The 14,009-nt window shown below is 46.1% G+C and carries 10 protein-coding genes; 3 read left to right on the top strand and 7 right to left on the bottom strand.

Translation table 11 applies throughout. The features are described 5' to 3' along the window. Nucleotides 1-264 precede the first annotated feature (264 nt). The 4 genes from ABDV94_RS19980 to ABDV94_RS19965 form a co-directional block, all read right to left on the bottom strand. Complete coding sequence (locus ABDV94_RS19980; protein ID WP_343748996.1) at nt 265-1,215, bottom strand: tryptophan 2,3-dioxygenase family protein; 951 nt, start codon at nt 1,213-1,215, stop codon at nt 265-267. 130 nt (nt 1,216-1,345) lie between these two features. Beyond that, complete coding sequence (locus ABDV94_RS19975; protein WP_343748995.1) at nt 1,346-2,131, bottom strand: DUF3108 domain-containing protein; 786 nt, start codon at nt 2,129-2,131, stop codon at nt 1,346-1,348. A 251-nt stretch (nt 2,132-2,382) separates the two neighbouring features. Continuing rightward, nucleotides 2,383-3,054 carry an OmpA family protein gene (locus ABDV94_RS19970; protein WP_343748994.1) on the bottom strand — a complete coding sequence of 224 codons (672 nt, stop codon included), beginning with the start codon at nt 3,052-3,054 and terminating at the stop codon, nt 2,383-2,385. A gap of 267 nt (nt 3,055-3,321) precedes the next feature. Then, entirely contained in the window at nt 3,322-6,477 is a 3,156-nt protein-coding gene (locus ABDV94_RS19965) for a S8 family serine peptidase (RefSeq protein ID WP_343748993.1), read from the bottom strand. Nucleotides 6,478-6,595: 118 nt separating this feature from the next. Here ABDV94_RS19965 and ABDV94_RS19960 point away from each other — a divergent pair, with 118 nt between their 5' ends. Further along, the gene (locus ABDV94_RS19960) at nt 6,596-7,237 is read left to right on the top strand and encodes a DUF1345 domain-containing protein (RefSeq protein ID WP_343748992.1); all 642 of its coding nucleotides are present in this window, start codon (nt 6,596-6,598) and stop codon (nt 7,235-7,237) included. Nucleotides 7,238-7,280: 43 nt separating this feature from the next. On the opposite strand, the gene ABDV94_RS19955 is transcribed toward ABDV94_RS19960, so the two are convergent. Next, entirely contained in the window at nt 7,281-8,507 is a 1,227-nt protein-coding gene (locus ABDV94_RS19955) for a hypothetical protein (RefSeq protein ID WP_343748991.1), read from the bottom strand. A gap of 212 nt (nt 8,508-8,719) precedes the next feature. Here ABDV94_RS19955 and ABDV94_RS19950 point away from each other — a divergent pair, with 212 nt between their 5' ends. Then, nucleotides 8,720-9,262 (top strand): sigma-70 family RNA polymerase sigma factor, encoded by a 543-nt coding sequence (locus tag ABDV94_RS19950; RefSeq protein ID WP_343748990.1) that lies wholly within the window; start codon nt 8,720-8,722, stop codon nt 9,260-9,262. A 3-nt stretch (nt 9,263-9,265) separates the two neighbouring features. Further along, a complete protein-coding gene (locus ABDV94_RS19945; RefSeq protein WP_343748989.1) occupies nt 9,266-12,046 on the top strand; it encodes a TonB family protein in 2,781 nt (926 codons plus the stop codon). A gap of 18 nt (nt 12,047-12,064) precedes the next feature. Here the strand turns inward: ABDV94_RS19945 and ABDV94_RS19940 are convergent, their stop codons facing one another. Together ABDV94_RS19940 and ABDV94_RS19935 are read right to left on the bottom strand one after the other, a co-directional pair. After that, a complete protein-coding gene (locus ABDV94_RS19940; protein WP_343748988.1) occupies nt 12,065-13,048 on the bottom strand; it encodes a sterol desaturase family protein in 984 nt (327 codons plus the stop codon). 15 nt (nt 13,049-13,063) lie between these two features. Further along, complete coding sequence (locus ABDV94_RS19935) at nt 13,064-13,687, bottom strand: lysoplasmalogenase (RefSeq protein WP_343748987.1); 624 nt, start codon at nt 13,685-13,687, stop codon at nt 13,064-13,066. Nucleotides 13,688-14,009 lie beyond the last annotated feature (322 nt).

Genomic DNA, 14,009 nt, shown 5'->3' with positions numbered 1-14,009 from the left:
TGCAAAAATAAGAAGAAAAAGCGATAGCTTTTGAAGACCGAGCTACAACAAACGTTAGTGCGGCAGTAGCGATGGAAAAGCGATAGCTTTTGAAGACTGAGCTACAACAAACGTTAGCGCAGAGTAGCGATGGAAAGCTGCTGCGGAAAAGAGCTACAATCCCGTGCATCCGGAACTGGTACAAATACGACGAGACGAAATCGCGGTATCTGAACGCACCATAATTGTGAAGTTCAGCGGTTTCTATAACAGAAAATACAGATTTTAGTTCAGAACAGCCTCTACCCAGGATTTTCCCCACTCCGCCATTTCTACTTCAGACCACAATTGTGGGTAGAAAATGCGTTTCTGGAAACGTGGCGGAAGGTATTTCTGCCAGTTGGTGCCACCCGTTGCCGCGATATCTCCTTTATCTTTCTGAAGGTAACGAACCGCCGATTTGTAGTGAACCAAAGGCCAGTTGATGTTTACGTTTACATCGTTCTGTTTCAGGGCGTGGATTACCTGTGGTAATTCCTGGTCTTCCGGAGACAGACGCAGGTAGCACTGCCACAGGTTGTCGTTTCGGAGTTCTTCACCCAATTGGATGAATTCGTCGCGGTAACGGTCTTCGAACTGCGTCAGTGTCAGGGTTTTCTTCCCTGTTTCGATATCTGTCGCGCCTTCTTTCCAGTAAATATTCTCAAACAATTCGGAAATAGTTTCTTTCCCGGTGTATTTGTTGCGGTGATCTTTGTGAACCAACTGAATGAAATCCGTAGAGTGAATCTCAATCTTGCGGTATTGTGCCGATTGGAAACCGGAAGCAGGAGCAAGAGACAAACGGAATTTCAGGAATTGTTCGCGCTGCATTCCGTCAACCATGATCTCGAAACTTTTGGTCAAAGCTTCAAAGTAGCGATTGATTCGCTGAACGTGTTCCACAAAGAACGCTGCGTCCAGGTTTTTACGATCGGAAACCTGACGGAATTCATGCAGACACAACTTGAAGTAAAGTTCTGTTACCTGGTGGTACATCAAAAACACCAACTCATCCGGAAAATCGGTATATGTTTTTTGAAGTGATAACAGGGTGTCTACCTGAATGTAGTCCCAGTAGTTCGGCATGCGCGAATACAGCAAACTATCCAGGTATGTAACTAAATCCTGACCTTGCGCATCATACTTCGCCTTCAGAAGCGTAATTCTCTCTAAGATTTCAGGAGTTAATTCCATAGCATTTCCAGATTTTAGCTAACAAAGATATGCGAAAGCCCTGTATTAATCGTGAACAAAAACGTGAATATTTGAACATTTACTTTTTGCAACCTTTGCCCAGACTAATCTTTTAGTAAATAAACCAACATTACTTTGCCTTCACCAGGTCGTGTTTCAAACCTTCCCATTCTACTAAATGAAGTTTTACGGAGCCTACCGGAATTTTCGCTTTCACCAGGACGGGGATGTGGTTTTCATCTTTGGTAACCCAGAAATTCAGGTCATCCTGCTTTTTAAAAACACGTCCTGTCTGTACCACCGGAGCGAATTTCATACAGTTGAATTTCCCTTTTCGAATCGAAATTTTCTCATCCCCGAGGTATTTTACCTTCAAAGGCCAGATTTCATCATCCATAAAACATTTGAACTCAAACGTATCTCCGACTTTTGCTGATTTGAAATTCAGTGTGCGGGCATAATAGAAGGAAGAAATCATGTCCTGGATTCCGGCAGGAGTAGTGAAGTCTTTTTCACCGTTGTGCACTTTTTGCTTATCCTGCTTGAACGCATAATCCTGGGAAAGTTTGTACCCGCCTTCTTCCACGCGGCGCACAAACTGCCATGGAAAGATTCCTTTTTTGTCGATATAACTTTCGTAGACGTCATTTACCTTGAAGACCGCATTGAAGCCACCCAATGTACGACCGGTTCCTTTGATATGGTATAGCTCGCGGCTTCCATTTCCTTTTTTACTCGTTTCTTTCACTTCGAGTACAGCTTCGCCGGCATCTATGAAACCATAGGTAATGCGGTAGCGCAATTTTTCGCCCGATTGAAACGAATCGTTTGAAACAGAAGGCAGGGCGATTTGCATGCTGCTCGATAATCCGATTGTCAGAAGAATGGCTGAAGAAATGATCCAAGTTGTTTTCATGACTTTAAATGCTATTGTTGAACGGAAGATAACAAACTAAATGCCAAAAAATTCGCTTTGTTCCCTATCCGGAAACAAGAACGAATTTTCTTACCAAAAGATACACTTTTTTTGATTAGTTAGAAAGGGATTTTGTCTATTTGTTTGTACTCCGGTGACGATATAAAATGATGGATAGACATCCATCTATTTTCCCAGCGGCAGCAAGGGTTTCAGCCAACTTCATTACACACAGGAATCACAACGCTCCATCACAAAATACTGATCTCGGTTCTCCGGTTTTTGGCTTTTCCCTGCGGAGTAGCATTATCCGCGATGGGTTGATCTTCCCCGAAGCCTTTTGCAGTCATCCGGCCGGCATCGATTCCCTGACTGATGAGGTAGTTCCGCACTGCTTCGGCGCGTTTTTGAGATAAAAGTTGGTTGGCCGCGGCATCGCCGTCACTGTCGGTGTGTCCCGAAATCTGGATTTTCAGGTCTTTTTTGCGCTTCATAATTTCCACCAGGTTCTTCAGCACCGGGTAACTTCCGGGTTTCAAATCTGCTTTCGCCGTTTCAAATTGCAGGTTGTTGAATGAAAACGTACTTCCCGGATCGTATTCGATCACCAACTCTGCTTCCTGGAAAAATTCTCCGGGTTTGAGCGGAGGAATTTCCATGCTGTTGTATTCGATTTCGTCCCCGATGCTTTGAATGCGGATATCGTAAACATCTCCGGCCGGAAGTTGAATAACAAATTGTCCCGCCGGATTGGTGATTCCCGAAAGGCTTTGCTTTGATTTCTGACCAACGAACAGAATTTTATCGTTCGCATATGGTTTTCCGTCAAAACCTTTCACGGAAACTTTTACGGGGGCTTTTCCTGCTTGGGCGGTCAGTGTGAATGCGCTCAGGAGAAGAAAGAAGGAAAGGACTGTTTTCATATCGTGTTTTTATAGTGAATGTCTGATTTTGCAGAAAGTAACGACCCGCACTGAAAAAACAATTCCAAAAAACAAAAAGGCCGCCCGAAAAAGAAGTGTTTAAAACGTTCCCCGCAGATGCACAGATAGTGTATGGCGGACGCCTCAGCGTCCGCCATTTAAGTCCCGACTTTTCGGGAGTAGGTGAACAATTAATCTGTATACCTGCGGAAAATATAACATCATCCGGTTACAGGTTCTGGCAACATGGTTGAAGTACATGATGAATCAGTACTTCACTACTTTGGAAGTGACATCCTGCGAGTGGGAAGTAACGCGTACAAAGTACATTCCCGGTGCATAAGACGCCACGGAAAGTTGGTACGAATCCACCTGGTTGGTCAATTGATCCGAGCTTAGTAATTGCCCCAGGTCATTGTACAACTGAATACTTGTTCCGGATGTGAGTCCGGGATCACTTGCGATGTAAATCAGTCCCTGATCGGAATGATACGAAATGAGGAAATGGTTTTCCGGATCCGTCAATCCGAGTCCGCAAATCGTTGTGACCTGAAGCGGGAAAGTGATCGTATCGACCCCGCAGCTATTGGATGTTGTCAATTGTACGGTCACAATTCCGTCGACTCCGAATGTGGCTGTTGGTGAAGAACTGTTCGAACTTGCAGGTGTTCCTCCGGGGAACGACCAGCTGAAGTTATCTGCTCCGCTTGAGTTACTTCCGTCAAAGGACACGGATGTAGGGCAGGCGACCGTGCTGTCTACAAATTCGATGAGTGCCGTTGGTGTATTGTTTACATTGATCGTAATCGTGGATGTGCTGCTGCAACCGTTTAGAGAAACTCCGGTAATGGCATAGGTCGTGGTCGTGGTTGGATTGGCTGTTACGGTTGATCCTGCAGTGGTCGTTAAACCGGTTGGTGGCGACCAGGAATAGCTTGAGGCTCCGGATGCCGTCAGAATCGTGCTTGATCCGTTACAAATGGTGTTTGTTCCGCTAACGGAAAGAGAAGGAGAAGCATTTACAGTAATGTTTACGAAAGCAGAATCGAAAAGAGAACATCCGCCACCCACAACATAGAGAATCGCCTGGTAACTTCCGGGGGTAAAATAGGAAACATCTACCGTAGGATTAGACGGAACGACGGACGGCGTTCCCCCAGGGAAATACCACAACAAAGTGTCCTGGTAAGTACTTCCTGCTGCGCTGAAATTGATCGGGTTTCCCTGGCAGATATTCAACGTGCTCGGTGTGATCACGGCCTGTGTTGGCGTATTGGTCAGAAATGGATGAATATAGAGAGAAGCACTCAGGTTCCAGGATCCGGCAGTGGTGTACTGATACCACGTGTTGTTGGATTGCTGTTCCCAGATTGCGGAAGGTGTTGTTTGCCCGGTCGAATTACTCACGATACTCAAGGTATCTTTCACTCCGGCTGCCCACTGAAGGTTGGTTAAACCGACGGAAACAAAGAATTTTTTGGAAGCCGGTAAGGTAACCGGGTTATTCACAAAACTGACCTCGGTATAAAAACCTCCGCTGACATCCGTCATAATCTGTCCCATCGTGATGTTGGTCGTTCCCAATAATGTTCCGGGAGTTCCGCTGGTTCCGTCATAGACATAGACCGGAACAATCTTCGCCGGATTGGCGGAATAGGCTCTTCCGAAAGCAATCCAGACATTGTTCAGCACCGTATTGGAGGAAGCGGATGCATCGAAATACATGGCCTTCTGCTTGTCGAGGTATACGTTCATTCCGTTAATCCAGCCGTCTGCACCAACGGTTGCCCCGGTATAATAATTGGACGGAGTCCAGCCGGCCGGAGTCGGTAAATTGATCTGCTGGCAGGAGGATGCCGCGCCAACGGTAATGTAATTGGTTTTGGTCTCAGAGTCGGAACCGTTGGCGTTTGTAACGGTGAGTGTGACGGTATAGGTTCCCGGAGTGCTGTAGGTGATTGACGGAGGATTTTGCCCGCTGAATGAAGCCGGTGTTCCGCCTGTGAAAGTCCAGTTCCAGGTAGTCGGATTGTACGTGCTTAAATCGGTGAACACAGTGGATCCTCCTGCGCTGAGGGTGGTGTTGCTGGCACTGAAATCTGCCACGGGAGGATTGCTCAGAGAAGCGGAAACACAAGCCATAGCCGCCGCCGCGTCGATTCGTCCGCTTCCGAGCTGACCCACATATGACGGGTTTTGTGCATTGATGTTTGCAGCCGTTGAAAGCAGGCAGTTGATCAGGTCGTTGTTCGGCATATTCGGGTTCAGGGATTTCATCAAACCTGCAAGCCCGGCTACCATCGGAGAAGCCATCGATGTTCCGGATTTGTTTCCGTAGGAATTTCCGACCGTGGTGCTGTAAATGTTGTTTCCCGGTGCGGAAACATCGATCCAGGAACCGTAATTGGAAAAACTGGCTTTGGCATTCGTGCTGGTAGTGGCGGCTACGGAGACCACGTTGTTGTATGCGGCAGGATAGAATTGACTGCTCACATTATCATTCCCTGCGGCCGCGATCAAAATACAGCCTTTTCCGACGGCGTAGTTGATGATGTTTTGTGCTGTAATCGAGGAACCTGGCCCTCCCCAGCTCATGTTGATGATGTTTGCCCCGCTTGAAGCAGCGTAGACAATTCCGTCGTAACCGTTCGTGATGGAACCGGCACTGTTGGTGGATTTTACACACATCAGTTTACAGCTGAACCCGATAGAAGCCACGCCGGTTCCGTTGTTGGAACGGGCGGATGCAATTCCGGCTACGTGTGTTCCGTGGTCGAACGTGCTACCCGGAGGATTCGGGTTATTGTCGTTGTCGCTCACATCGTATCCGTTGATATCATCGACATATCCGTTGTTGTCGTCATCGATTCCGTTTCCAGGAATTTCTCCGGGATTGACCCATAAGTTTGGGGAAAGATCGGCATGTGTGCGTTCAACAGCATCATCTACAATCGCAATCACGACATTGCTTCCGGATGAGAAATAGTTCCAGGCTGCAGGAGCATTGATATTGGTGAGACCCCACTGCGAGCTGAAAGAAGGATCATTCGGAGTAAGGCACATGCGGTCGAGGGGAACCTTTTCCGCGTATTCAACTCCTTTGAGCTGCTCCAGTTCTTTGATGCATTTTTCGATATCCTGTATGGAAGACAATTCCAGCAAATAGGTTCTTTGAAGGATTTCAGAAGTCTTTGCGGCATAAAAAGGTTTCGAGAGGTTGACAAACCCATATTTTGAAACGACTGATTCCAGTCCCGGGATCGATTGAGCGGGAATTTTGAAGGGATCTTCTTTCAGGGGCTGTGCAATGCGGACTTCATTGTTCAGTTTCAACCAAATCTTGCCATCCTGGTAGTTGAGATGAACTGTTTGTGCAAACAATCCGAGCGGGATGAGTGCCAGTAAAGCGAGTAGTTTTTTCATAAGTTTACTTGTTTAGCATCTGCAATTTACAACAAAAGTTTTGACATACAAATAGTTATGCTCCGGGCTAAAACTCGCTTAAAATCGTTACATTCGAACTGGTAATTGACTCATTGAAATGAATTTTACACGCTTCAAGATTATCCTGATTTTTCTTTTTTCCATCCTGTGTGGGTTGGTTTTCAAATGGCTGAACTGGTCGTGGGAAGAATGCGTTTTATTCAGCTGGCTGATTTTCGCCGGCTCATATCTGCTGGAAGCGGTTTTGGTGATTTTGCTGGTTCCTTCGCGGAATATTGTCAAGAAATCGCGGGAAGAAGATTTGGGAGTCTGGCTTCAGTTCGTGTTGCTGGTAATTATTTGTTCCACGGCACTGATTGCGATTATTTTCTGGAACAGCGACCAAACACATTTCAGTAAGCACAGCCCGCTTCACGAGGTTTTTTTCATTGCTTCGGTGACACTTGCATGGCTGGTACTGCACTTATCATTTACGTTTCGCTACGCACATTTGTATTACGGCGATGAGAACGAAAAGTACTCCAGGCATGCGCGCGGACTGGATTTTCCGGATGATGAACACCCGGATTACCTCGATTTTGCGTATTACTCGTTTACCATCGGGATGACGTTCCAGGTTTCGGATGTGGTAACGAAATCGAAAGGAATGCGCCGGCTGACACTGGCACACTCCATGGTTTCGTTTTTGTTCAATACGATCCTGGTCGCGATTACGATCAATGAGATTATTAACCTGTAAAATGGGATAGAAGCAGCCTGAGCGGAGTCAAAGGCTGCAGGTTCTAGCCCGCTGCCGGTACTTCTTCTTCTGTCTTTTTGGGGAAAACAATCTTCCGTTCCAATTCTTTGGTCGGAATGAACGGCTTGCTGGTGAGCGGGAAGAGGTTCATCAATTCGCCGCTGTAGTAGAATTCGTAACACAAACCGCCGAAAGTATATTCCTTATCACCCACTTTGAATGTGGATCCGCCTACTGCCGGATTTTCCTTCGGCTTGCTTTTTTGGAATCCGAGGTTGTACAATGTTCCGAGAATCTCCGGGCGATAGGCTAGGGTGTAGCCTTCTTTTTCCCAATGCGACTGGAATTGACGCAGGAAAAACGCAGTATACAGATAGGAATAGAAATGATCGCCGCCTTTCATCAAACGCTGAATGGTGAGGTGCTTGTGTGCTTCAATGGTGTCGTTGACCAATTCGGGGAATGAATCTTTCACGTTCAGGCATTTCTGGTAGTAATCTCCCGGGTAAAACGGACTCGATCTTTCATAGAGGTTTCGCTCGATTTTCAATGCTGTGTTCTGAAGAATCCCCGTTACGCCATATCCCCGATTCGTTGTCAGGATCAGTCGGTTGTAGGGAACAACATACTTCTTAAACTGTTCGCGGGAAGAATTGAACATGCGGATTTGCTCACCTACGAGACACATCACGATCAGGCGCGACTCCACACCGGTAATGCGCGAAACGGAATCAATGGCTGCGCTGTCTGCTCTCACGACATTGCAAAACTCCTTCCACTCGCGGTAGTTTGCCCACGGATAAATGGAAAGCGAAGCTTCGTTTGCCTGTTCCTTGAGTCGCTGCAACTCCCGCTGATATCCTTTGTGATGTTTCATGCGGAGGTTTGCCGCATCCAACATGCGCAGTGCAATGGTCGGATCTCCCGATCGTTCGAAAGCATCCAGGATTACTTTTGCGTTGTACGGATAGTATTTTGCCAGCAGCCCGATGTTTTGATACATCTCGCGTTCCTGGCGGGCAAAGGTCAAACTGTCGGTTTGGAATCCCTGGTTGTATTTATCCGCCATTTTCGAAAAATAACGGCTGTTCAGATCCACGTTTCCGCTGTCGTTGGTCCATTTGAATTTAGCAGCGAGCGCAACACCGATCAGTGCCAATGCAAACAATGCCAGTAAATGGATGACTGTAAAATAGCCGCGACGCAGCCATTTGTATTTTCTTTTAGGGGGTTGTATCTGAGCCTGGATAGGAGAATCCTGATTTTCCATTGATATAATTTCTGCAAAAATAAGCGCTTGTACGGTAAGTAGAACGAAAAGTTATCATTCGTGTTATTTTCTTGAATAGCCGTACGGAAGTTTCTCTTTTTCGTTTGATTAAGGAAAACCACGTTTCTTAATAATGAAAGAAAAAGCATTTCAAATTTTTTCCGACTTTTGTTTACCTTTCCTTTTTCTCAACACAACCGGTAAAATCAGTAATGGAAAACCCTTTATACAATCCCCGGGAAGTTAAAAAAGAGCTGACGGTTCTTTACAAACATTTCCCGGAGGTGAAACGCCTGCTTCGTTCCTTTGGTTGTGATGCGCTCACCGCCGAAGATATTTTCCAGGAATCCCTGATTATTTACCTCAGAAAGAAGAGCGAACCTGGTTTCGATTTTCAGCTTGCACCGATCTATTTCATCAAACAAACCTGCAAGTTGCTGTGGTACAATGCCGCGCGGAAAGGACAAAAACAAGGAACCATGAGCCTGGATTTTGACCTGGAAGAAACTCCGGATGCCTGGATGGAAAAGGAGTTACAATACAAACAACTCGAATCTGCTTTGGCAAAGATCGGGAAGCAGTGTAAGGAGTTGTTGCACTTGTTCTACGGCTTGGGTTGGAACATGGTTGACATTGCCAAAAAGCTGGATCTCCGGAACGATAAAGTAGCGAAAGCACAGAAATACCGCTGTATTCAGAAAGCCAAAGACCTGGTGCAGGAAGCGCAGTTGAACGTTGAATCAAATCCGTTTTAAGTCATGGGAGCGAACTGGAATCAATTGATTGAGCGTTATTTGAATAACGAACTTTCGGCGGAAGGAAAAGAAGCTTTCGAGACGGAATTGAAACGGAATCCTGAGCTTCAGAAGGAATTTGAATTGCACCGGCTGACACACGAGTTGATTCAGCGGAGTTCGCTGCGCAGGCTGGTAGAGCAATCCGGAAAGTGGTTTCACCTGAAAAAAATCCTGGTGAAAGGCGCTTTGGTGCTTGCCGTTGCGGGGATTTTGGCTGCAGCAGGCTATGTGTTACTGATCCGGAATGACCAATCGAAAACGGAAGCAACAGAACGACTGGATCAATCCATGTTGGAGAAACTGGACAAATACCTGGCTTTTGACCGCATTGATCCGCAGTATTTCCGTTTTACGGGAAAATCGGATGTGTTTTTGTCCGAAAGCGGGGTGCTGCTTAGTTTAACAGAGAACTCCTTTTTACTGGATGGAACATCATACAACGGCGAAGCACTTGTTCAATGGCAGGAAGTACAAACTCCGGCAGAGATTGTGAAAGCCGGATTGAGTACCACGTCGGGAGACCGCTTGCTGGAAACACAGGGAATGTTCAGCCTGAATGCCTTTACCCCGGAAGGAAAAAAGCTGGAATTGAGCAAAGAAGGTGTGTATGTCCAGGTTCCGGTAGATGAGGTCAAAAACGGGATGAAGCTCTTCCAGGGAGTTCCGCAGAAAGGAGGGAAAATTGACTGGCAAAACCCGGTGGAGCTGGAGCGGATTCCGAAACAGAAATCCATGTCGGAAATCGATCTGTATCCGCCGAAATACGAACCGAAACTAAACGAACTGAAATGGTTTACGGAGAAAAAGAAGCGGGATAGCTTGTATTTGAGTTTTGAGGAGGAACAGGCGGAATCAAGATCAGATATAACAGAAATTGTCTATGATTCTAACTATGAATCAATTAAAAAGAAAGAGCTGCTGGTGGGATCCGGAACACCCGTTTCTGCTTATCCTGCAGACCAATACCTGAGGGGAAAGCTGCTTTTTGAAACGAAATGCTCTACGTGTCATATGGTTCATAAAAACACGACAGGTCCCAAATTATTCCGCGTTCGTGAGAAATGGGCAAATGGCGGCGCAAAAGAAGGTTCTATCTACCAGTGGGTTGCAGACTGGAGTCGTGCGGCTGCATCTGATCCATATGCAAGAGAGGTTTCGAGATCCCAACCGATTGCTATGAACCAGTTCCCGGAATTAGCAGGGAAAACGAAAGATATAGATGCCATTTTCGATTACATTGACGGAATTCCGTTTCCTGGCGTTGATAGTGTTGCGGCACCGTCTCACATTCCGCCCTCCAAAGTGCTCGCCATTTGGAATCCGAAATTCGACCACACGATTTTGGCTACACAGGATTTTGAAGACCGCATGAAAGCCATTCACCAAACCTGTAACGAAAAAGTATTTGATGTGTATGCCAAAAACCTGCATGAACCCTTGTGGAAACTGGATGAACGCGTAGTGAAAATGGGCTATGCGCATTTCCGGTCTTTTGCAGACCAGCGCGTGGGGAAAGTGGAATTGGATGCCGCTCATCAGAAAAACCTGGATGCGTTCTACGAAGAAGCCGTGAAAACGATTCGCGAACGCGGGAAGAAAGAACTGGAGGCGGCGTTGAAAAAGGAGCGCGATTGGGATGATGCGTTGCACGATGAACGGGAAAAGGAGTTTGTGCGAAAAGGGTTGCTGGAGCGTTTAAGCGCATCAGAAGAAGCAAGATTCAACCTCGTACACGTTTCTAAACAATTGGGGAAGACCGTTGGTTTTTCAATGACAAGTGCAACGACTGCTTCGGGAGGCCCGCCTGATTCAGGAAGCGTGCCGGAAGAAACTCACATCAAAGGAGGACCTGCGATTGTCAATATCGACCGGCTAACAGAGGAATTGCTTTCATCCAGGAGTTCAGTAGATGTTTACACCCTGGATAAGAGTAAGAAGGCACAAATCCGTTATAGTGAATTCAAGACCGATGTGCGGTCATTCAAGGATTTTGATCGTCTGTATTTTTACCTGTTCCCAAATCGTTTGAATAGTTACGAACGTCTGGATTTTGTAAACGGTTCATTGAAATATACGCTCAATGATGGAATGAGATATTCAGGACTCGCATTCGGCTTGAACAAGGATGGTTTTTTCCTGTTTGAAATTCCTTCATTGGAAAACGGTGATTTAGGATCAATTAAGCTTCAGCAAGTGACGGAACGGGAATTTGAGTCGCGTTTGAAAAAACTGAATGAAGCCCGTGGTGTTCATGCTGTTCCGGTGGCTGATGAACTTAGCTGGCTTTTCAGGGAAAAAGCGAATTACCAGGTGCAGAGACAACGAAGAGAAAATCGGCAGTTTAGAAAGGTGATTCGTCCCACAATTTATGTTTGTTTGAGTACCGAAGCTGAGAATCCTGTTTCCGTTGGTATTGAAGAAAAAGTGTTTGATGTAACTGACTCACCGGCAGAGTTTCCGGGAGGGATGAGCATTTTACGCAGATTTCTGTCAGAGAATATTCAATTTCCTCAATCGGCTCTCAATAGAAATTTTTCCGGGAAGGTTTATGTGAGATTTATTGTTGATGCAGACGGAAAGATTTCGAATGCAACCATCAAAAGAGGAATTCCGGATTGCCCGGAATGCGATGAGGAAGCATTGAGAGTCGTCAAAAAAATGCCTGCGTTTAAACCTGGAGTTGTGAATAATCGGAATGTAGCATCGTATTTTACACTCCCGATCATGTTTAGTTTGCAATAAGGGAATGAAGGTGACCAATCAATCCCTTTTTCGCTCTTCCAACTCCCTTTGCAGCGTCGAAATGCGTTCGTCCTTACCGCTGTGTTTCCAGCCCGGTGCTTTGAAGATGTAGCTGAACTTCGCTTTCCAGGTTGGAGCTTGTTTCACGTCGTGAACCATGTCGCGGAATTCGTCGAATACGATGTGAAACACATGGTAGGTATGGATGTTGTGCAGAATGCCGTATTCGCTCGTTTTTTGTCCTTCGGCTTTGTAGGTTCCGAAAAGATGATCCCAGATCATGAAAACCCCGCCGTAGTTTTTATCGAGGTCTTCGATTTTGCGGGAATGATGCACGCGGTGATTCGACGGAGAGTTGAAGACCCAATCGAACCAGCCCAATTTGCCAATCGCATCGGTATGTGGCCAAAATTGGAAGATGAGGTTCATTTGATGCATCATGGCGATCATAATCGGGTGGAAACCGATGAGGATAAATGGAATGTACCAAATATCCCGGTAGGCAATTTCGAACCAACCCTGGCGTAACGCTATGGCAAGACTAAGATGCGTTGCAGAATGATGATTGACGTGACCTGTCCAGAACAAGCGGATTTTATGACTCAAACGGTGATGCCAGTAAAACCCGAAATCCTGCACAATCAGAACGAGCAGCCACAGCCACCAGTGTTCGATGTGCCATTTCCAGGTAAAGAAATCATTGAAGTTTTTGATCCCGAAATAGTCGGTCAGGCGGAAATTGTTGTAAATCCAGAAGTAAAACGAAAGCGTAATGGCCTTCATCCCGAAATCGAGCAGCACCGCTCCAACTCCCAACCCGATACTGGACACACCGTCTTTGATGATTCCTTTGGTGAACAGTTTCCGGGGAATCTGGTACAGGAATACCTCGCCTAAGATCATGAGAACAAACCCCGGGATGAAATACGTCACCGGATCGGTAAAATCCAGCGGACTGAATAAGCCGTGGTCGTTAAAGAAAGCGGAGATTTGTTCTTTCATCTTTGGGAAATGGAGTTATACCTGCCGGGAAGAAATGATTCCGCGGACTAAGAAAAATTGCGCTGCAACATAGGTCGCCATAACAACTTGCTCCATGATGGCCGTATAGGAAACAAAGAGGTTGAATGCCAGCAGGGAATCGGAAACGACGAACAAAACCGCACCAGGAATGAGCCATTTGTTTTGGGTACACAAACTGAAATAAGCCATCGTTGAGATCGTGATGCCGTAAACGATAACCGGCACTTCCATTTCGTGCAGATACGGATGCAGGAAGTACAGCAGAAATCCGAGGTATACCAGGATGAAAGGCAGATACCCGTATCGGTTTGCAGTTTTGAGCCGGATGAAACTAATGATATACAGCACATGTGCCAGCAAAAAACTGCCCAATCCGGGAAGGAATGCCCATTTGAAGAGCAGGAGGGTGTCACCCAGGAAGCTGAAAATCAACCCGGCGAAAAAGAATGGATTGACGGGAGTCTTTTGACCTTTGGTTGAAAGATAGATGGCGGCAATGACCGGAACGAGTAGCGGCTTGGTAAAAAAACGCAGTTCGTGCCAGCCTTCCCGGGAAATGAAGATCAAATCCGCCAGGAACAGGATTCCCAAAATACCCGCCAGGATGTTGTTTTTCATAAGGAGTTTGTTTTACAGCCAATGTAAGAAATTAAAGTGATTCTCTAAAAAACAAGTTTGGACGTGATGCGGCGGGATATATGTATTATTCACACCCAAACCAATTTACAATAGAAACTTTGTTATATTTTCCCGCAAATACACAACTATTGGAGGCGCTTACCAGTGGGATTTATGTACTTTAATCAGGTGACTACAAAAAGTACTTGTATGATTCATAATTTCAGTTCCTGCTAGCAGGAACTCTTTGTCTTTCCCACAAATGCGCAAATATCTGATGCGCTTACCAGTCGCATCTTTACGCTGTAAACAATAACATTCA

It is taken from the genome of Fluviicola sp. (assembly GCF_039596355.1).
Classification (GTDB): Bacteria; Bacteroidota; Bacteroidia; order Flavobacteriales_D; family Crocinitomicaceae; genus Fluviicola.
This window is presented reverse-complemented; position numbering and strand designations above follow the sequence as displayed.

Bases quoted from the DNA above. Each gene is read 5' to 3' on its own strand.
- ABDV94_RS19980 (WP_343748996.1), bottom strand. From the start codon at position 1,215: ATGGAATTAACTCCTGAAATCTTAGAGAGAATTACGCTTCTGAAGGCG.
- ABDV94_RS19975 (WP_343748995.1), bottom strand. From the start codon at position 2,131: ATGAAAACAACTTGGATCATTTCTTCAGCCATTCTTCTGACAATCGGA.
- ABDV94_RS19970 (WP_343748994.1), bottom strand. From the start codon at position 3,054: ATGAAAACAGTCCTTTCCTTCTTTCTTCTCCTGAGCGCATTCACACTG.
- ABDV94_RS19965 (WP_343748993.1), bottom strand. From the start codon at position 6,477: ATGAAAAAACTACTCGCTTTACTGGCACTCATCCCGCTCGGATTGTTT.
- ABDV94_RS19960 (WP_343748992.1), top strand. From the start codon at position 6,596: ATGAATTTTACACGCTTCAAGATTATCCTGATTTTTCTTTTTTCCATC.
- ABDV94_RS19955 (WP_343748991.1), bottom strand. From the start codon at position 8,507: ATGGAAAATCAGGATTCTCCTATCCAGGCTCAGATACAACCCCCTAAA.
- ABDV94_RS19950 (WP_343748990.1), top strand. From the start codon at position 8,720: ATGGAAAACCCTTTATACAATCCCCGGGAAGTTAAAAAAGAGCTGACG.
- ABDV94_RS19945 (WP_343748989.1), top strand. From the start codon at position 9,266: ATGGGAGCGAACTGGAATCAATTGATTGAGCGTTATTTGAATAACGAA.
- ABDV94_RS19940 (WP_343748988.1), bottom strand. From the start codon at position 13,048: ATGAAAGAACAAATCTCCGCTTTCTTTAACGACCACGGCTTATTCAGT.
- ABDV94_RS19935 (WP_343748987.1), bottom strand. From the start codon at position 13,687: ATGAAAAACAACATCCTGGCGGGTATTTTGGGAATCCTGTTCCTGGCG.